This window comes from Micromonospora sp. WMMD735 (assembly GCF_049178995.1).
Classification (GTDB): Bacteria; Actinomycetota; Actinomycetes; order Mycobacteriales; family Micromonosporaceae; genus Micromonospora; species Micromonospora wenchangensis.
The window spans coordinates 1,051,755-1,068,165 of record NZ_JBMHMJ010000002.1; the positions used below are offsets into that span (position 1 = coordinate 1,051,755).

A 16,411-nucleotide genomic window follows, 5' to 3' on the forward strand; every position below is an offset into this window, starting at 1 on the left:
GGGTGCTCCGGTCGCCGGCCGGCGTGCTCACAGCACCTGGGACAGGAAGCGGCGCAGCCGGGGGTGCCGCGGTGACTCGAAGACCGCCGCCGGTGCGCCGGCCTCCAGCACGACGCCGTGGTCCATGAACGCGACGGTGTCGGCGACCGAGCGGGCGAAGCCCATCTCGTGGGTGACCACCACCATCGTCATGCCCCCGGCGGCAAGGTCGGCCATCACCCCGAGCACCCCCTTGACCAGTTCCGGGTCCAGCGCCGAGGTGGCCTCGTCGAAGAGCATCACCTGGGGTTGCAGGGCCAGCGCGCGGGCGATCGCGACCCGCTGCTGCTGCCCGCCGGAGAGGTGGGCGGGCCGGGAGTCGGCCTTGGCGGCGAGGCCGACCAGCGCCAACTGGGAACGGGCCAGCGCCACCGCCTCCTCCTCGGGCAGCTTCTTGAGCCGGCGCAACGCCAGGGTGATGTTGCGCAGCACGGTCATGTGCGGGAACAGGTTGAACTGCTGGAAGACCATCCCGACGCGCTGCCGCAGGGCGTCCGGGTCGTCGCGCAGCACGCTGCGCCCGTCGAGCAGGACGTCACCGGAGTCCGGTTCGATCAGCCGGTTCACGGTGCGCAGCAGGGTGGACTTGCCGGAGCCGGACGGGCCGATGACGCAGGCCGTGGCGCCCCGGGCGACGTCCAGGTCGACGCCGCGCAGCACCCGGTTCGTCCCGAAGGCCAGGTGCACGTCGCGCAGGCCGAGGCTGACCGAGGTGGTGGTCGCGGTGCCGGTGCTCATCGGGGGTCCTCCCGGGTGGGGCGTGGTGGTGGAACGGTCGCGCCGGCCAGGGCCAGCCCGCCGTCGTCGTCAGGGTCGACGGTGGCTGCCCGACCCTGGCGCAGCCGGCGGTCGATGGCGTTGACCGCGTGCGTCAGCGGCACGGTCAGTAGCAGGTAGCACAGGCCGGCCAGCAGCAGCGCCGACTGGTTGCCGGTGTTGGCCGCGTAGTCCTGCCCGATCCGGAACAGCTCCCGCTGGCTGGCCAGCAGGCCGAGGAAGTAGACCAGGCTGGAGTCCTTGATCAGCGCGATCAGCTGGTTCACCCAGGCCGGCAGCACCCGGCGTACGCCCTGCGGGACGATCACCAGGCGCATCGCCTCACCCCAGGAGAAGCCCAGCGCGCGGGCCCCCTCCAGCTGCGCGGCCTCCACGCTCTGGATACCGGATCGGAAGATCTCCCCGATGTACGCGGCGGCGATCAGCGACAGCGCCAGGATGCCCAGCGGGTACGGGTTGGGGCCCCACACCTGCATGCCGAGCGGGGCCAGGCCGACGCCGATCAGCAGGATGGTGGCGGCGGCGGGCAGGCCCCGGAACACGTCGGTGTAGACCCGGGCCGGCCAGCGCAACCACCGGGTACGGGAGATGCCCGCCACGGCCAGCGCCATGCCCAGCACCGAGCCGAGCAGGGCGGCGGAGACCGCCAGGATCAGCGTGTTGGGCAGCCCGACGGTCAGCATCTCGGGCAGCGCCTCGCGCATGGCGTCCCCGTCGAAGAAGGTCTCCCACAGGGTGCTCAACGGATCCATGGTTCTCCTACCGCCCCGCTCGCTGGTCTGGTCGTACCGTCAGGAGGTGGCCGACGCCGACGGCGTCGCCGCGCCCGGGGCGGTGACGTCGCCGCTGCCGGGGGTGAAGCCGGCCGGGATCGGCCGACCCGGGTAGTACTGCTGCTGGAGCCGGGTCCAGGTGCCGTCGGCGATGACCTCGTCGAGGCCCTTGTCCAACGCCTCGCGCAGCGCGTCGTTGCCCTTGGCGACGGCGTACGCGGTGGGGGCCGGGCTCAACTCCGTGGCCGCAACCGTGATCTTGCCGTTGCTGTCGGCGGCCGACTTCTCGCCGATCTCGGCGGGGGCGATCCAGGCGTCGGCGGTGCCGGCCTTGAGCTGGTTGATCGCCCCGTTGTAGTCGGGCACCCGCACCGGGTCGAGCTTGCGGGAGGTGGCGTAGTCGTCCTGCACGGTGCCCTGCACGACCACCACCCGCTTGCCGGCGAGCTGGTCGAAGCCGGTGAGCGGGGAGCCGGCCGGCACGTCGAGGCCGAAGTAGCCGAAGTCGTAGCCGTTGCCGAAGTCGACGGTCTTCTTCCGGGCCTCGGTGACGGTGATCGAGGAGCTGCCGACGTCGAACTTGCGGTTGTTGACCTGGGACAGCAGCGCCGAGAAGTCGGTGCCGACGAACTCGACCTTCAGCCCGACCCTGCCGGCGACGGCGACGAGCAGGTCGTTGTCGAAGCCGGTGAACGTGCCGTCCTTGAGGTAGACGTTCGGTGGGGCGTCGGTGAGCGTGCCGGCGCGCAGCACCCCCGGCTGGAGCAGGCCGTACGGGTTGTCGGCCGCCTCGGAGTCGCCGCCGCAGGCGGTCAGCGCGGTGCCGGCGAGCAGGGCGGCGACGCCGAGCGCGGCGACCCGCGTCCAGGTGGCGCGGAACAGTCGGGGGGTGGGCAGGGCAGGAAGGAATCGCACGGGTGTCTCCGGAGGTGGTCGGGCGGCGGCGGACGCGCGCCGCCGACGGGATGCCCACCGGGCATCCCGCTGGGGTGTCACGGGAAGAGGGGTCCGACTAGCGGCGGCGACAGGAGTCGCTGTGCACCCGCATGAGGTCGACGTGCCGCCGCCTGACCAGCCGGACGCCGACGGACCGGACGCCGGATCGGGTCACGGCGGTGACGCCGTCGCCGGGTGGGTGGTTCGACACGGGTTCTCCCTGATCGGTGTCGACCTGGGGTGACCAGGCCACGCTTGCACCGGGTCGTTCACCGGTGCCTGGTCCTCACCCGGAGCACCCCACCGTGGCGGAGGGTTGCCGGCCAGCGAGCCGGGGCTTGACGCTGGCGCTCATGACCTGCCCGAAATCTAGCAGCAGCGACCGGCCGGTCGTCCACCCGTTATGACGGCCCTCACGTCCGCCCCTTACCGGCGGCCGGCCCGCGCGGTGGTCGTCGGGCGGCCCAGGACCTCGGCGTCGTAGCGGACCCGGGCCGCCTGCACCTCGGCGAGGTGGGTGGTGGCCCAGGCTTCCAGGCCGGAGACCAGGTCGAGCAGGCTGCGGCCGAGGTCGGTGAGGGCGTAGTCGACCCGGGGCGGGACGCTGGCGTGCACGGTGCGGGTGACCAGGCCGTCGCGTTCCAGCCCGCGCAGGGTCTGGGTGAGCATCTTCTGGCTGATCCCGTCGATGTGCTCGGCCAGTTCGCTGTAGCGGCGTTCGCCGTCGGCGAGGGTGAGCACGACCAGCACGCTCCACCGGTCACCGATCCGGTCGATGACCTGCCGGCTGCCGCAGTCGCGCTGGAACGGGTCGGGTCTCATCTCTTTACTCTCCATCAGTGCGTCACAAACTTCAAGGTGCCTACTCTCTGCCGGGAAGTATCGGCTCCTACCTGCGCGTTGGCGAGTACGACAAGAGCACGCCACCCGAAGGAGAGCGCCATGTCCGTCGTCGTCACCGGGGCCACCGGCCACCTGGGCCGCCTGATCGTCGAATCCCTGCTGCGCCGGGGCGTACCCGCCGGGCAGGTCGTGGCCCTCGGCCGCTCCGTGGACCGGCTCGCCGACCTCGCCGACCGGGGCGTCGTGGTGCGGGCGGCCGACTACACCGACCCCGACTCGCTGCGTACCGCCTTCGCCGACGCCGAGAAGCTGATGTTCGTCTCCGGCAGCGAGGTCGGCCAGCGGGTGCCGCAGCACCACAACGTGATCGAGGCCGCCCGTCAGGCCGGCGTCGGCCTGGTCGTCTACACCAGCATCGCCCACGCCGACACCTCCGACCTGCTGCTGGCCGCCGAACACCGGGCCACCGAGGAGGAACTGCGCGCCTCGGGCCTGCCGTACGTGCTGCTGCGCAACAGCTGGTACCTGGAGAACTACACAGGTCAACTGGCCAACTACCTGGCCCACGGGGTCGCCGGGTCGGCCGGCGACGGCCGGGTCAGCGCCGCCACCCGGGCCGACTACGCCGAGGCCGCCGCCGAGGTGCTCACCACCGAGGGCCACGCCGGTCGGGTCTACGAACTGGGCGGCGAGGCGTTCACCATGACCGAACTGGCCGCCGAGGTGTCCCGCCAGAGTGGACGCGACGTCCGCTACACCGACCTGCCGGTGCCGGCGTACACCCAGATGCTCGTCTCCGCCGGGCTGCCCGAGCCGTACGCGGCCACCCTGGCCGACGCCGACCGGGGCCTCGCCCGGGGCGCGCTGTACGTGCCCGTGGCCGACCTGGAGAAGCTGCTCGGCCGCCGTCCCACCACCCTCACCGAGGCGCTGCGCGCCGCCGGCTGAGCCGACCGCAGGGGGCGGGCGCGGCACCGGATAACCGGTGGAGCGGGCCCGCCCCCGGTCCGACAATGCTCGACATGGATCACCAGACGCGGGTACGGACCAGCAAACGGATCTCCCTGGCCCTGCGCCACCGACCCGCCCGGTTCGGCCTCGCCCCCGACCCGGGCGGGTGGGTGACCGTCGCCGACCTGCTGGCCGCCCTGCGCATCGACCGGGCCACCCTGGACACCGTCGTCGCCGACGACGACAAGCAACGGTTCGCGGTGACCCGGGACGCCGACGGGGTGGAACGCATCCGGGCCAGCCAGGGCCACTCCTACCCGGTCGACCTGGGACTGACCGCGCAACCGCCACCCGCCCTGCTCTACCACGGCACCGGGGCCGCGGCCCTCGACTCGATCCGGGCCACCGGGCTCAACCGGGGCGGACGACACCACGTACACCTGTCGCCGGACGTGCCGACGGCCCGGCGGGTCGGGGCCCGCCGGGGCGGCGCGGTGGTGGTGCTGACCGTCGACGCGGCGGCCATGGCCCGCGACGGGCACACCTTCTACCGCAGCGCCAACGGCGTGTGGCTCACCGACGCGGTGCCGCCCGCCTACCTGGCCTGACCGGCCGCCGTGGCCAGCCCGTCGGCGGTGCGTGCGGGGGCGGTCGGCCCCGGGTGCGGGTATGGTGCGGATTGTGCGCACCCCGGTGCGTCGGGCCCACCGTCGGGCCGGGGCAGACGCGCCCCACCACGGGCAGCCCGGGGGACGCCCACCGGAAAGGAGCCGTGATGGCAGCGCCCCCGCTCTCCCCGCACGACGCCCTGACCCGACTCGGCCGGATCCGCCTCGACGAGGTGGGGGTGGACGAGGTGTTGGGGATGATCGCCGACCTGGCCTGCCGCAGCCTGCGTGGCGTGTCCGAGGTGTCGGTGACCCTGCTGCGCGGCGGCAGCCCGCAGAGCGTCGCCGTCACCGGCGACGCCGCGCGACAGCTCGACGAGTGGCAGTACCGGCAGGGCCACGGCCCGTGCCTGGACGCCTCGGTCACCGGCGACACCCTCGTCGTGCCCGACACCGGCACCGAGGAACGCTGGCCGGGCTGGGCGACGCGGGCCGCCGACGCCGGCATCGGCAGCGTGGTCGCGATCGGCCTGCCGATCCAGGAGGCGGTGGTGGGCGCCCTCAACCTCTACGGCGTCCGGCCGCACACGTTCGACGCCGAGACGGTGGAACTGGCCCGGACGTTCGCCGCGTACGCGGCGGTGGCCCTGGCCAACGCCCACCTCTACGCCAGCACCGCCACCCTGGCCGAACAGATGCGCTCGGCGATGGAGAGCCGGGCGGTGATCGAGCAGGCCAAGGGCATCATCATGGGGCAACGCCGGTGCACCGCCGACGAGGCCTTCGGCATCCTCGCCAAGCTCTCCCAGGACTCCCACCGCCGGTTGCGCGACGTCGCCGCCGCCCTCGTCGGTCGGGCCACCGCCGGCAGCCGCTGAACCCCGTGTCTCAGCGGTCGGCGGCGGTCGGCTGACCGGGCACCGACCGGGTGACCTGCCGCACCAGGGCCTCCGCCACGTCCCGCAGCTTGCGGTTGGAATTCTGCGACACCCGGGCCAGCATCGCGAACGCCTCGTCGGCCGTGCACCGGCGCTGCCCCATGATGATGCCCTTGGCCTGCTCGATCACCGCCCGGTTGCGCATCGCCTCCTGCATCTGCCCGGCCAGCGTCGCGGTGCTGTCGTAGAGGTGCGCGTTGGCCAGGGCCACCGCGGCGTGGTCGGCGAACGTCCGGGCCGGCGCGGCCAGCGGGCCGAACGCGCCGACCCGGGTGGCGTACAGGTTGAGAGCCCCCACCACCGCCTCCTGGATCGGCAGGCCCAGCGACATCGACGAGCACACCCCCACGGCGTGCGCCCGGGCCGCCCACTCCGGCCAGCGCCGCTCCTCGGTCATGTCCGCCACGATCAGCACCGTGCCGGTGGTGGCCGCGTCCAGGCTCGGGCCACGGCCCTGTTCGAACTGCCACCTGTCGAGCTGGAGCGCGAGCTCGCCGGTGTGGGCGGCGGTGGTCGCCTCGGTGCCGTGCACCAGGGTCACCGTCACCTCGGCGGCGTCCGGGATGCTCTCCAGGGCCACCTCAGTGATCCGGGACAGGACGGCGTCCAAGCCCATCTCGTCGTGACGGATGGACCCCAACCGGAGGACAGCCTCGGTGAGGTCGAGCGGTGACTGTGGCATGGCGTCTGACGTCCTTGCGAACCGGCGCGAAACCACCGGCCGGAGCCGGCGGCGCGTGATGATCGGTCCATGCCGGTGGGCCGCGGGTGCAGCCGCCGGGACGGGCCGGGGACCGCGCCGCTGCTTGACGCTCGCGCACGACACCCGTTGGGGCGTCGGATGCGGAGCACCACTGTACCGGTCGGCCGGCCCGGACCGGCGATGGACACCACCGCCGCGCCGACTTCCGCGCTGGTGTCCCGGTCGGACAGCGGGGATGATGGGCGTCCGACGACGACAGGGGAGCGGACGGATGACGGTGGAGATACCGCGCGACGGTCGGGTGCTGTTCATCGGCGACAGCATCACCGACGCCGGACGGGACCGGACCGACCCCGCCGACCTCGGGGTGGGCTGGGCGATGATGGCCGCCGCCTGGTTCACCGCGCGGCACCCGGGTCACCTGGTGACCTTCCGCAACCGGGGCGTCGGCGGCGACCGGGTACGCGACCTGCGGGCCCGCTGGTCGGACGACTGCCTGGCGCTGTCCCCGCAGGTGGTGTCGGTGCTGATCGGGATCAACGACACCTGGCGGCGGTACAGCAGCGGCGAGGCCACCACCGTCGAGGAGTTCACCGCCGACTACCGGCACGTGCTGGGCACCACCCGCGACGCGCTGCCCGGCGTCCGGCTGGTGCTGATGGAACCGTTCCTGCTCCCGGTCGACGACGACCAGCGGCGCTGGCACGAGGACCTGGACCCGAAGCTCGACGCGGTGCGCAAGCTGGCCGTCGAGTTCGACGCGACGCTGGTCGCGGTGCAGGCACGGTTCGACACCGCCGACGTCGACGACCGGGTGTGGACCGACGACGGGGTGCACCTGACCCCGTCCGGTCACGCCGTGCTGGCCCAGCAGTGGCTGGCGGCGGTCACCCCGGCCACCTGAGTCGTACCGGCCGGTGGGCCGGCGGAGCGCCGGTCAGCCCCGCCGCCACGGCAGCCGCAGTCGGCGGCCCGACGGCTCGACACCCAGGTCCAGCTCCGGCTCCGTCGCACCCCGACGTCGCCACCGGTTGCCCTGCTGGTCGGTGAAGCACAGCTCCACGGTGGCCGACGCGAAACCGGTCAGGTCGACCGCGCGGTCGACGGTGACGAACAGTTCGCCGTCGCGGTGCCCGTTGAGCCGGTCCACCGGTCCGGTCACCGCCGCGACCCCGACGACGACGTCCCCGTCGTCGCCCCCGGCCCGGACCCGGGGGGTGGCGGTCAGGTCGAAGACCGGTCCGTCGCTGTCGTTGGTGACCCGCACCCGTAGCACCCCGCCGCCCTCGATCCGGGTGGAGGTCGACACCAGGCGGGCCTGCCGGGCGCGGGCGGCCCGGTCCTCACGCCGGCGGGCCCGGATCTCCCGGCGCAGGCTGAGCACGCCGAAGAGCAGGGTGCCCACCGTGCCGAGGCCGCCGAACCAGTCCGGCACCGATCCCCAGTCGATGTGCCCGTGCACGGGCAGCCAGGCCAGCAGCTCCACAGTCGACATGGCCGGCACGGTACCGTCGGCCCGCCAGCACCCGTACGGCCGGCGGGGTCACGCCGTCGGCCTCCCCTGCCCGGTCGGCCGGTCCCGCCGTCCCGTCCACAAGACCCGCACGTTCGGTCCCGGTGGTCGACGCGCAGTGATACCGGCGCTGCGGACGGGTAGGGTTGGGGGAAGGATCACCACCACGGGCCGCACCCACCCGTGGGCGTGGCCCCTGTCGTCCCGCCCCTCCGGGAGGTCAGATGAGTTCCCTCGGTCCCGCTCACCAGACCCGGGCGGCTCGGCCCGCAACGCGGCGGTCCTTCCCGTCCCCGACCCGTTTCCGGCCCCACGCGACGCCGGGTGTCCCGTCCACGTTCCGGCCTGGCCGCACCCCGGCCCCCGGCCCCGGCGCCGGTCGACGATGACCGGCGCGGCGCAGGACGCCGGCTTCTCCATCACCCCGCCCCGCCCCGGTCGGCTGCCGCTGCGCGGTCGCGACGAACTGGTCGAGACGATCCTGCGGGCCGCCGAGCCGCCGGCCGGCACGCTCCGCCCGGCCGAGGAGGCCGCCCAGATCCTCTGGGGGCTGGGCGGCTGCGGCAAGAGCGCCACCGCGCTGGAGGTGGCCCGCCGGCTGGAGGCACGCGGTCGGCTGGTCTGGTGGATCTCGGCGAAGGACTCGGCCCGGGTCAGTGCCGGCATGCGCGAGATCGCCGGCCAGCTCCAGGCCCCGGAGAGCCAGCTCGACCTGGCCTGGGCGGGCAAGACCCGCAGCCCGGTGGAGCTGGTGTGGACGCTGCTCAACGAGTCGGACCGGCCGTGGCTGCTGATCTTCGACAACGCCGACGAGCCGTCCCTGCTGGCCCCGCTCGACGGCCGGGTCGCCGAGGGCACCGGGTGGTTCCGCCAGCCGCGTACCCGCAACGGGCTGGTCCTGGTCACCACCCGCGACGGTCGCCAGGAGACCTGGGGTGACTGGTCGACCATGCACCCGGTGCGGGAACTCTCCCCACCGGACGCCGCCCAGGTCCTGATCGACCTCGCCGGTGACGCGCCCGGCAACCTCGCCCAGGCCACCAGCCTGGCCACCCGGCTCAAGGGGCATCCGTTGGCCCTGCGCGGGGCGGGCACCTACCTCGCCGAGGCCAACCGCATCCCGGTCGGCGGCCCCGGGGTCTCCATCCGCACCTACGACGGCTACCGGGAGGCCCTGGACCGCCGCTCCGGCGCCGGCACGACCCGTACCGTGTCGCAGGCGTTCGACCGGGCGGTACGGCCGGTCGTGCAGTCCTGGGAGATGTCGCTGGACCTGCTCGCCGGGCGAGGGCTGGCCCAGGCCCGCCCGATGCTGCGGCTGCTGGCCTCGCTGGGGGACGCGCCGATCCCGTACCAGATCCTGCTCGACCCGGCCCGGTTGTCGGCGTCCCGGCTGGTCGGTGAGATCGGTGAGGACCGGCTGCGTGAGGTGCTCCGGTCGCTCGCCGACTTCGCCCTGGTCGACCTCGGCGTGATCGGGTCGCTGCCCGCGCAGTCGCCGGTCGCGCACGTGGTGACCCTGCACCCGCTGGTACGCGAGCTGGTGCACGACCACCCCGACGTGATCGCCGACCGGCCCGCCTACCACGAGCTGGTGCTCACCCTGCTCGACGTGCTGCGGCTGCGGGACCCGGACCGGCCCCGGGAGGAGGAGTTCGACCCGGACGAGCCCGACAAGTGGGCCAGCTGGCACGTGCTGGCCCCGCCGACGACCGGCGCGGTGCTGGCCTTCTTCGACGCGGGGGAGCTGCCCCGTACCGAGCCGGAACTGCTCACCACCGCACTGGACCTGGCCCGGTTGATCGCCCGTTTCCTGCTGGCCGTCAGCCTGCCCGGCCAGGCCGAGATCCTGCTCGACCGCTGCCTGGCCGCCTGCCGTCGGATCGGCCTCGACCCCCGGGAGCGGGCGGTGCTCAGCCTGCGCCACGAGCGGTCCCGGGCGGCGTTGGAACAGGGGCAGCTGGACTGGGCCGAGACCGAGCTGCGGGAGATCATCCCGGCCCGGGAGGCGCTGCTCGGCCGGGAGCACCGCAACACCCTGGCCAGCCGGCACAAGCTGGCCCGGACCATCTTCGAGCAGGGCCGGTGGGCCGACGCCGAGCAGGAGCTGCGGGACATCGTCCGGGCGGAGTTCCGGGTCCGCGGCCCGGAGGACCGGGACACCATGACCGCCCGGCACAGCCTGGCCCGCGCGGTGGCCGCCCAGGGCCGGTACGCCGATGCCCGCGCCGAGCTGACCGAGATCCTGGAGATCCGGCTGCGGCACTGGGCCCCCGACCACCTGGAGACGCTGACCGTCCGGCACACCCTGGCCCTGTGCCTGCTGCACGAGGGGCGGGCCGCCGAGGCCCTGACCGACCTGCGGGCGATCCTCGCCACCGACACCGCCCGCCGGGAGGACCAGCACCTCGGGATGATCGCCGCCCGGCACACCCTGGCCGAGGCGCTGGTCGCCACCGGCGACCGGGTGGAGGCCGAGAAGGTCCTGGCCAAGGTGGTCACCGACCGGCGACGCGTCCTCGGCGACGACCACCCCGACACGGTACGGGCGGAGGCCGACCTGCGACAGCTACAGGGCGGCTGAGCGCGGCCCGTGCCGCAGCCGCCCGACGAGGGAGTGACGTGAGCCAACACCTGCGCCGCAGCGACCGGCTGACCCCCGGGTCGCTGCGGGACCTCGCCACCGGGGAGATCGACCTGATCTGGCACCGGGAGTACTTCCCGCCGGCCGAGTGCGACGCCGTCCTGCCCCGGGTGGTGGCCGCCGTCGCGGCGGCGAACTTCTCCCTCACCACGGAGTTCACCAGCGTCGGCACCTCGATGGGGCAGGTCGCCAACGGCGGTGACGTCGTCCGCCGGTATCTCGACGACGCGCCGGCCACCACCCGGCTGATCCGGCACGAGGTGTTCGCCGGACGGCAGTCGCCCACCGACCTGATCCGGTTGGACCTCGACGAGATGTGGCCGTACGGGGCGACGGTCGGCCGGCACGAGGGGCGGATGATGCTCCCCGGGGTGCTGCGCCGGATGACCCCCGGCGGCCGGGGCCGCCCGCACATCGACCGCCGGCAGATCCCGCTGCTGGACACCTACCGGCTGCGGCGACGGCTCGGGGTCAACATCTACCTGGAGGTGCCGGCACCCGGTGACGGCGGCGAGATCGACTTCTGGGGACGCCTCGGCGAGGACGAGTTCGTGGCGCTCAAGGCCGACCCGTTCGACTACGGCCTCGACCCGGAACGGGTCGGGCCGCCGCACGACACGGTGCTGCCCGGCCAGGGTGACCTGGTCATGTTCGAGGCGGGCCGGATGCACGGGGTGCGGGAGGTGCGCCGGGGCTGCCGGACGTCCGCCGCCTGTTTCGTCGGGGTGCGCGGCGACACCGACCCGCTGCTGCTGTTCGCCTGACGTCCCGCCGGGGCGTTGCCACGGCCCGGGGTGATCCTCTACGGTCGGTCCAGCGGTTGGCGGTGCGGTCCTTCCCAACCACCACCGCCGAGTGGCCCCGTGGCGGGCCGGGGCCGGTGGGGCCCCGGAGCATCCTGCCGGTGGCCCGACGGCGGTCCCGTGTGTCCTTCCTGCCCCGTGCCCGTTCCGCGCCCCCGGCCCGGTTCCGGCCGTTACGGTGGGAAACACGCCGAGCCGCCCGGGAGATCCCGTGTTCCTCACGCCCCACGAGCAGGACCGCCTGCTCGTCCACGTCGCCGCGGACGTCGCCCGCCGCCGGCGCGAGCGCGGACTGCGCCTCAACTATCCCGAAGCCGTCGCCCTGATCACCGCCTTCCTGCTGGAGGGGGCCCGGGACGGCCGGACCGTCACCGACCTGATGGCCGCCGGCCGAACCGTGCTCAGCCGCGACGACGTGCTCGACGGCATTCCGGAGATGCTGGGGGAGGTGCAGGTGGAGGCGACGTTCCCGGACGGCACCAAGTTGGTGACGGTGCACCACCCGATCCCGTGATCCCGGGGGAGATCCTGCCCGGCGACGGACCGGTCGGGATCAACGTGGGGCGTCCGGTGACCACCCTGCTGGTGGTCAACACCGCCGACCGGCCGATCCAGGTCGGCTCGCACTACCACTTCGCCGAGACCAATCCGGGGCTGCGCTTCGACCGCGTCGCCGCGTACGGCCAGCGGCTCGCCGTGCCGGCGGGAACGTCGGTGCGGTTCGAGCCGGGCGTGAACCGCACCGTCGACCTGGTGCCGCTGGGCGGGGCCCGGGTGGTGCCGGGGCTGCGCGGCGAGGTCGCCGGCCCCCTCGACCCGGGGCCGGACGCCGACGGGTCCGGCCCGCGCGACGCGGAGGCGGGCCGATGAGCACCGTGGACCGGCGACGCTACGCCGACCTGTACGGCCCGACCACCGGCGACCGCATCCGGCTGGCCGACACCGACCTGCTGATCGAGGTGGAGGTCGACCACTGCGTCGGCGGGGACGAGGCGGTCTTCGGCGGCGGCAAGGTGATCCGCGAGTCGATGGGCCAGTCCCGGGCCACCCGGGCCGAGGGCGCCCTGGACACGGTGATCACCGGCGCGGTGGTGCTGGACCACTGGGGGGTGGTGAAGGCCGACGTCGGGCTGCGCGACGGGCGGATCGTGGCGCTGGGGCGGGCCGGCAACCCGGACACCATGCCCGGCGTCCACCCGGACCTGGTGATCGGCCCGTCCACCGAGGTGATCGCCGGCAACGGGCGCATCCTCACCGCCGGGGCGGTGGACACCCACGTGCACTTCATCTGCCCGCAGATCGTCACCGAGGCGCTCACCTCGGGCATCACCACCCTCGTCGGCGGGGGCACCGGCCCGGCCGAGGGGACCCGGGCCACCACCGTCACCCCGAACGCCTGGCACCTGGCCCGGATGCACGAGGCGCTGGACGCCTTCCCGGTGAACGTGCTGCTGCTGGGCAAGGGAAACACGGTCTCCACGGAGGCGCTGTGGGAGCAGTTGCGGGCCGGGGCGGGTGGCTTCAAGCTGCACGAGGACTGGGGGACCACCCCGGCGGCGATCGACGCCTGCCTGCGGGTCGCCGACGCGTCCGGGGTGCAGGTGTCCATCCACACCGACACCCTCAACGAGGCCGGGTTCGTGGCCGACACGCTGCGCGCCATCGCCGGGCGGGCGATCCACTCGTACCACACCGAGGGGGCGGGGGGCGGGCACGCGCCGGACATCATCACGGTGGCCGGGGAACCGAACGTGCTGCCGTCGTCGACGAACCCGACCCGGCCGTACACCCGCAACACCCTCGCCGAGCACCTCGACATGCTGATGGTCTGCCACCACCTGAACCCGTCGGTGCCGGAGGACCTGGCGTTCGCCGAGAGCCGGATCCGGCCGTCCACGATGGCCGCCGAGGACCTGCTGCACGACCTCGGGGCGATCTCCATCATCGGCTCCGACTCGCAGGCGATGGGCCGGGTCGGCGAGGTGATCACCCGGACCTGGCAGAGCGCGCACGTGATGAAGCGCCGGGTGGGCGCGCTGCCCGGTGACGGCCCGGCCGACAACCACCGGGCCCGCCGCTACGTGGCGAAATACACCATCTGCGCGGCGATGGCCAACGGGCTGGAACGGGAGATCGGCTCGGTGGAACCGGGCAAGCTCGCCGACCTGGTGCTCTGGGACCCGGCGTTCTTCGGCGTCCGGCCCCACCTGGTGATCAAGGGCGGGATGATCGCGTACGCGCAGATGGGCGACGCGAACGCCTCCATCCCCACCCCGCAGCCGATGCTGCCGAGGCCGATGTTCGGCGCGTACGGCGTGGTGCCCGCCGCGACCAGCGTGGCGTTCGTCGCGCCGGCCGCGTTGGAGGCGGGCCTGCGGCTGGACGTGCGCCGCCCGCTGGTCCCGGTGGCCGACGTGCGCTCGCGGGGCAAGGCCGACCTGCCCGAGAACGGCGCGCTGCCGCGCATCGAGGTCGACCCGGACACCTTCACCGTCCGGATCGACGGGGTGGTGGTCGATCCGGAACCGGTCACCGAGTTGCCCATGGCCCAGCGGTACCACCTGTTCTGATGACCCCGTCGAGCATGGTGCTGCTGCTGGCCGACGGCAGGTTCCCCGCCGGGGCGCACGCCCACTCCGGCGGCCTGGAGGCGGCGGTGGCGGCCGGGCTGGTCACCGACCCGGCCACCCTGGCCGGGTTCCTGCGCGGCCGGTTGGCCACCGGTGGGCTGGTCGCCGCCGCCTTCGCGGTGGCGGCCCACCGGGCCGCCGGCACCGCCGACCGGCGGGCGACGCTGGCCCGGCTGGACGCCGAACTGGACGCCCGTACCGCCGCCCCGGCGCTGCGGGCCGTCTCCCGCCGGCAGGGTCGGGCGCTGCTGCGGGCCGGCCGGGAGATCTGGCCCGGCGGCGGGTTCGACGACCTGCCCACCGGCCCGTCCGGGCCGCACCAGCCGCTGGTGCTCGGCCTGGTCGCCGCCGCCGGCGGCCTCGACGCGGTGGCGGTCGCCACCGTCGCCGCGTACGGGTCGGTGACCGGCCCGGCCAGCGCCGCGGTCCGGCTGCTCGGCCTCGACCCGTACCGGGTGCACGCGGTGCTGGCGGCGCTGGCCGTCGACTGCGACGCCACGGCGGCCCGCGCGGTCGCCACCGCCGACGACCCGCCCGAGTGGCTGCCGTCCCCGGCCGCCCCGCTCACCGACATCCACGCCGAAGTCCACACCACCTGGGAGGTGCGTCTCTTTGCGTCCTGAAACCGTATCGCCGACCCCGCACGCGTCGATCCCGCACGACGAGACCGTGCCGCACACCCACCCCGAGCCGGGGGTCGACCCGCACGCCCCGCTGCCGTCCACCGCCCGCCCACTGCGGGTCGGCATCGGCGGGCCGGTCGGGTCGGGCAAGACCGCGCTGGTCGCGGCGCTGTGCCGGGCCTTCGCCGACGAGCTGCGCCTGGGCGTGGTGACCAACGACATCTACACCACCGAGGACGCCGACTTCCTGCGCCGGGCCGGGGTGCTCGACCCGGCCCGGATCAGGGCGGTGGAGACCGGCTGCTGCCCGCACACCGCGATCCGCGACGACATCGGCGCGAACCTCGACGCCATCGACGAGCTGGTCGACGGGGTCGGGCCGCTGGACCTGGTGCTGGTGGAGAGCGGCGGGGACAACCTCACCGCCACCTTCAGCCGGGGGCTGGTCGACAGGCAGATCTTCGTGGTCGACGTCGCCGGTGGCGACAAGGTGCCCCGCAAGGGTGGGCCCGGGGTGACCGCCGCCGACCTGCTGGTCATCAACAAGACCGACCTGGCCCCGCTGGTACGGGCCGACCTGTCGGTGATGGACCGCGACGCCCGCGCCCGGCGGGGGGACCTGCCGACGGTGTTCCTGTCCATCGTGGGCGATCCGCTGGCCACCGGGGTGGCCGACTGGGTCCGCCACGAGCTGGCCCACCACCGTGGCCGGTTGGCCGTCGCCTGATGCGCGCGGTCGCCCGGGTGGTGGCGGTGGCCGACCGTCGGGGCCGCACCGTGCTGCGCGAGCTGCGCGGCGAGTCACCGCTGCTGCTGCGCCAGGCCGCCGCCGAGGACGGCGTCCCCACGGTGTACGTCGTCGGCGGCGCGGCCGGTCCGCTGGCCGGTGACGACCTGCGGTTGAGCGTCGAGGTGGGGCCGGGGGCGCAGGTGCGGGTGCGTACCGTCGCGGCCTCGGTGGCCCTGCCCGGCCGGCCCGGCGCGGTCTCCCGGATGCGGGTCGACGCGACCGTGCACGACGGCGGCACCCTGCACTGGCTTCCGGAGCAGTTGGTCGCGGCGGCCGGCTGCGACCACGTCGCCGGGTCCCGGGTGACCCTCGCCGAGGGGGCCCGGCTGCTCTGGCGCGAGGAACTGGTCTGCGGCCGGTACGGCGAACCCGCCGGCGACGTCGTGGTGGCCACCTCGGTCGACCACGGCGGCCGGCCGCTGCTGCGCCAGTCCCTGGCGGTCGGCCCGGCCGCACCCGGCTGGGCCGGGCCGGCCGTGCTGGGCGGGGCGACGGCGACCGGGTCGTTGCTGGTGGTCGGTCCCGCCGCCGCGTCGGGACCGGCCACCGTGGACGCCGGTGGCGGTCAACCCCGGGGCCGGCTGCTCCCCGCCGGCCCCGGGGCCTCCGCCGCCTGGCTGCCGCTGGCGGGCGGCCCGGCGGCGCTGCTCACCGCCACCGCCGTCGACGCGCACACCCTGCGCACCCTGCTCACCGCCCCGGTCGACGCGAACACCCCGCCCGGGGGCGCAGCCGAGGGTCTCCACCGACCCGCGACCCGCACCGGGGCCGACGCGGTGCCGGCCGCCTAGCGGCCCCACCACCCCGCACCGGCGGCCACCGGCCGGGCGCTGGGCGGAA

General features: G+C 74.5%; 18 protein-coding genes and 1 riboswitch. Of the genes, 12 read left to right on the plus strand and 6 right to left on the minus strand.

All coding sequences use genetic code 11. The features are described from left to right. Positions 1-27 precede the first annotated feature (27 nt). The 4 genes from ACN268_RS04655 to ACN268_RS04670 form a co-directional block, all read right to left on the minus strand. Positions 28-777: an amino acid ABC transporter ATP-binding protein gene (locus tag ACN268_RS04655; RefSeq protein ID WP_421481884.1), complete on the minus strand. Its 750-nt coding sequence runs from the start codon at positions 775-777 to the stop codon at positions 28-30. Next, positions 774-1,568, minus strand: a complete 795-nt coding sequence (locus ACN268_RS04660) for an amino acid ABC transporter permease (RefSeq protein ID WP_421481885.1) — start codon at positions 1,566-1,568, stop codon at positions 774-776. Before ACN268_RS04660 ends, ACN268_RS04655 begins: the two co-directional genes overlap by 4 nt. A gap of 39 nt (positions 1,569-1,607) precedes the next feature. Beyond that, positions 1,608-2,504: an ABC transporter substrate-binding protein gene (locus tag ACN268_RS04665; RefSeq protein ID WP_421481886.1), complete on the minus strand. Its 897-nt coding sequence runs from the start codon at positions 2,502-2,504 to the stop codon at positions 1,608-1,610. Positions 2,505-2,771: 267 nt separating this feature from the next. Then, a riboswitch (SAM riboswitch) is annotated at positions 2,772-2,884 on the minus strand. A 67-nt stretch (positions 2,885-2,951) separates the two neighbouring features. Continuing rightward, positions 2,952-3,347, minus strand: a complete 396-nt coding sequence (locus tag ACN268_RS04670; RefSeq protein ID WP_421481887.1) for a winged helix-turn-helix transcriptional regulator — start codon at positions 3,345-3,347, stop codon at positions 2,952-2,954. Positions 3,348-3,467: 120 nt separating this feature from the next. Here ACN268_RS04670 and ACN268_RS04675 point away from each other — a divergent pair, with 120 nt between their 5' ends. From ACN268_RS04675 to ACN268_RS04685, 3 genes are all read left to right on the plus strand, one after another. Then, positions 3,468-4,316, plus strand: a complete 849-nt coding sequence (locus ACN268_RS04675) for an SDR family oxidoreductase (protein ID WP_421481888.1) — start codon at positions 3,468-3,470, stop codon at positions 4,314-4,316. 74 nt (positions 4,317-4,390) lie between these two features. Continuing rightward, positions 4,391-4,927 carry an RNA 2'-phosphotransferase gene (locus ACN268_RS04680; protein ID WP_421481889.1) on the plus strand — a complete coding sequence of 179 codons (537 nt, stop codon included), beginning with the start codon at positions 4,391-4,393 and terminating at the stop codon, positions 4,925-4,927. Positions 4,928-5,094: 167 nt separating this feature from the next. Beyond that, on the plus strand, positions 5,095-5,805 hold the full coding sequence (locus tag ACN268_RS04685; protein ID WP_421481890.1) for a GAF and ANTAR domain-containing protein: 711 nt from the start codon (positions 5,095-5,097) through the stop codon (positions 5,803-5,805). 10 nt (positions 5,806-5,815) lie between these two features. Here the strand turns inward: ACN268_RS04685 and ACN268_RS04690 are convergent, their stop codons facing one another. Further along, entirely contained in the window at positions 5,816-6,547 is a 732-nt protein-coding gene (locus tag ACN268_RS04690) for an ANTAR domain-containing protein (RefSeq protein WP_421481891.1), read from the minus strand. A 292-nt stretch (positions 6,548-6,839) separates the two neighbouring features. Between ACN268_RS04690 and ACN268_RS04695 the strand changes: the two genes are divergently transcribed. Next, complete coding sequence (locus ACN268_RS04695) at positions 6,840-7,472, plus strand: SGNH/GDSL hydrolase family protein (protein WP_421481892.1); 633 nt, start codon at positions 6,840-6,842, stop codon at positions 7,470-7,472. A 33-nt stretch (positions 7,473-7,505) separates the two neighbouring features. On the opposite strand, the gene ACN268_RS04700 is transcribed toward ACN268_RS04695, so the two are convergent. Continuing rightward, positions 7,506-8,063, minus strand: coding sequence for a hypothetical protein (locus ACN268_RS04700; RefSeq protein ID WP_421481893.1), 558 nt, complete (start codon positions 8,061-8,063; stop codon positions 7,506-7,508). A gap of 403 nt (positions 8,064-8,466) precedes the next feature. Between ACN268_RS04700 and ACN268_RS04705 the strand changes: the two genes are divergently transcribed. The 8 genes from ACN268_RS04705 (at position 8,467) to ACN268_RS04740 (ending at position 16,362) form a co-directional block, all read left to right on the plus strand. Beyond that, positions 8,467-10,665, plus strand: coding sequence for a tetratricopeptide repeat protein (locus ACN268_RS04705; protein ID WP_421481894.1), 2,199 nt, complete (start codon positions 8,467-8,469; stop codon positions 10,663-10,665). A 38-nt stretch (positions 10,666-10,703) separates the two neighbouring features. Beyond that, positions 10,704-11,489 (plus strand): 2OG-Fe(II) oxygenase, encoded by a 786-nt coding sequence (locus ACN268_RS04710; protein ID WP_421481895.1) that lies wholly within the window; start codon positions 10,704-10,706, stop codon positions 11,487-11,489. Positions 11,490-11,739: 250 nt separating this feature from the next. Then, positions 11,740-12,042: an urease subunit gamma gene (locus ACN268_RS04715; RefSeq protein ID WP_088646841.1), complete on the plus strand. Its 303-nt coding sequence runs from the start codon at positions 11,740-11,742 to the stop codon at positions 12,040-12,042. After that, a complete protein-coding gene (locus ACN268_RS04720; RefSeq protein WP_421481896.1) occupies positions 12,039-12,398 on the plus strand; it encodes an urease subunit beta in 360 nt (119 codons plus the stop codon). The genes ACN268_RS04715 and ACN268_RS04720 overlap by 4 nt, the downstream gene beginning before the upstream one ends. Further along, complete coding sequence (locus ACN268_RS04725; RefSeq protein ID WP_421481897.1) at positions 12,395-14,098, plus strand: urease subunit alpha; 1,704 nt, start codon at positions 12,395-12,397, stop codon at positions 14,096-14,098. Before ACN268_RS04720 ends, ACN268_RS04725 begins: the two co-directional genes overlap by 4 nt. Beyond that, positions 14,098-14,781, plus strand: a complete 684-nt coding sequence (locus ACN268_RS04730) for an urease accessory protein UreF (protein ID WP_421481898.1) — start codon at positions 14,098-14,100, stop codon at positions 14,779-14,781. The genes ACN268_RS04725 and ACN268_RS04730 overlap by 1 nt, the downstream gene beginning before the upstream one ends. Beyond that, positions 14,771-15,508 carry an urease accessory protein UreG gene (gene ureG, locus ACN268_RS04735; protein WP_421481899.1) on the plus strand — a complete coding sequence of 246 codons (738 nt, stop codon included), beginning with the start codon at positions 14,771-14,773 and terminating at the stop codon, positions 15,506-15,508. Before ACN268_RS04730 ends, ureG begins: the two co-directional genes overlap by 11 nt. After that, a complete protein-coding gene (locus ACN268_RS04740; RefSeq protein WP_421481900.1) occupies positions 15,508-16,362 on the plus strand; it encodes an urease accessory protein UreD in 855 nt (284 codons plus the stop codon). Before ureG ends, ACN268_RS04740 begins: the two co-directional genes overlap by 1 nt. Positions 16,363-16,411 lie beyond the last annotated feature (49 nt).

Coding starts and splice junctions, on each gene's coding strand:
- ACN268_RS04655 (WP_421481884.1), bottom strand. CDS start 777: ATGAGCACCGGCACCGCGACCACCACCTCGGTCAGCCTCGGCCTGCGC.
- ACN268_RS04660 (WP_421481885.1), bottom strand. CDS start 1,568: ATGGATCCGTTGAGCACCCTGTGGGAGACCTTCTTCGACGGGGACGCC.
- ACN268_RS04670 (WP_421481887.1), bottom strand. CDS start 3,347: ATGAGACCCGACCCGTTCCAGCGCGACTGCGGCAGCCGGCAGGTCATC.
- ACN268_RS04675 (WP_421481888.1), top strand. CDS start 3,468: ATGTCCGTCGTCGTCACCGGGGCCACCGGCCACCTGGGCCGCCTGATC.
- ACN268_RS04680 (WP_421481889.1), top strand. CDS start 4,391: ATGGATCACCAGACGCGGGTACGGACCAGCAAACGGATCTCCCTGGCC.
- ACN268_RS04685 (WP_421481890.1), top strand. CDS start 5,095: ATGGCAGCGCCCCCGCTCTCCCCGCACGACGCCCTGACCCGACTCGGC.
- ACN268_RS04690 (WP_421481891.1), bottom strand. CDS start 6,547: ATGCCACAGTCACCGCTCGACCTCACCGAGGCTGTCCTCCGGTTGGGG.
- ACN268_RS04695 (WP_421481892.1), top strand. CDS start 6,840: ATGACGGTGGAGATACCGCGCGACGGTCGGGTGCTGTTCATCGGCGAC.
- ACN268_RS04700 (WP_421481893.1), bottom strand. CDS start 8,063: ATGTCGACTGTGGAGCTGCTGGCCTGGCTGCCCGTGCACGGGCACATC.
- ACN268_RS04705 (WP_421481894.1), top strand. CDS start 8,467: ATGACCGGCGCGGCGCAGGACGCCGGCTTCTCCATCACCCCGCCCCGC.
- ACN268_RS04725 (WP_421481897.1), top strand. CDS start 12,395: ATGAGCACCGTGGACCGGCGACGCTACGCCGACCTGTACGGCCCGACC.
- ACN268_RS04730 (WP_421481898.1), top strand. CDS start 14,098: ATGACCCCGTCGAGCATGGTGCTGCTGCTGGCCGACGGCAGGTTCCCC.
- ACN268_RS04740 (WP_421481900.1), top strand. CDS start 15,508: ATGCGCGCGGTCGCCCGGGTGGTGGCGGTGGCCGACCGTCGGGGCCGC.